General features: G+C 46.9%; 1 protein-coding gene. It reads right to left on the bottom strand.

The window, feature by feature from the left end; genetic code table 11:
* On the bottom strand, positions 1-305 hold a 305-nt coding region (locus tag ACY2RR_RS24455; protein WP_490110815.1), incomplete at both ends, for a HAMP domain-containing protein.

Here is a 305-nt window from a genome sequence, read left to right as displayed (position 1 = left end):
CTATATCATCCGTCACCTGGCGCACGTCTTTCACCAGAGACTGAATACGATCCAGCATGGCATTGATATTAATAGCCAGTTCATCGACGTCATCCCCGGCACCTTTATGGGGGATGCGGCGAGAAATATTGCCAACAATAATATCCCGACATGCATCGTTAATACTTTCCAGTGGGGAGGTGTGCTGGCGAGACACAAAGTAAGCTGCAAGTAGTGCAAGAAGCAAGGTCAGTCCGCCACCTCCAAACAGAATGACTCGTATTTCTTCTATCGTTTCAGAAAGATAAGAAAGATCCTGGGTTATG

It is taken from the genome of Parendozoicomonas sp. 2304DJ65-17 (assembly GCF_058148445.1).
The sequence above is the reverse complement of the archived record's forward strand: the minus strand, read 5'-3'. Positions and strand labels throughout refer to the sequence as shown.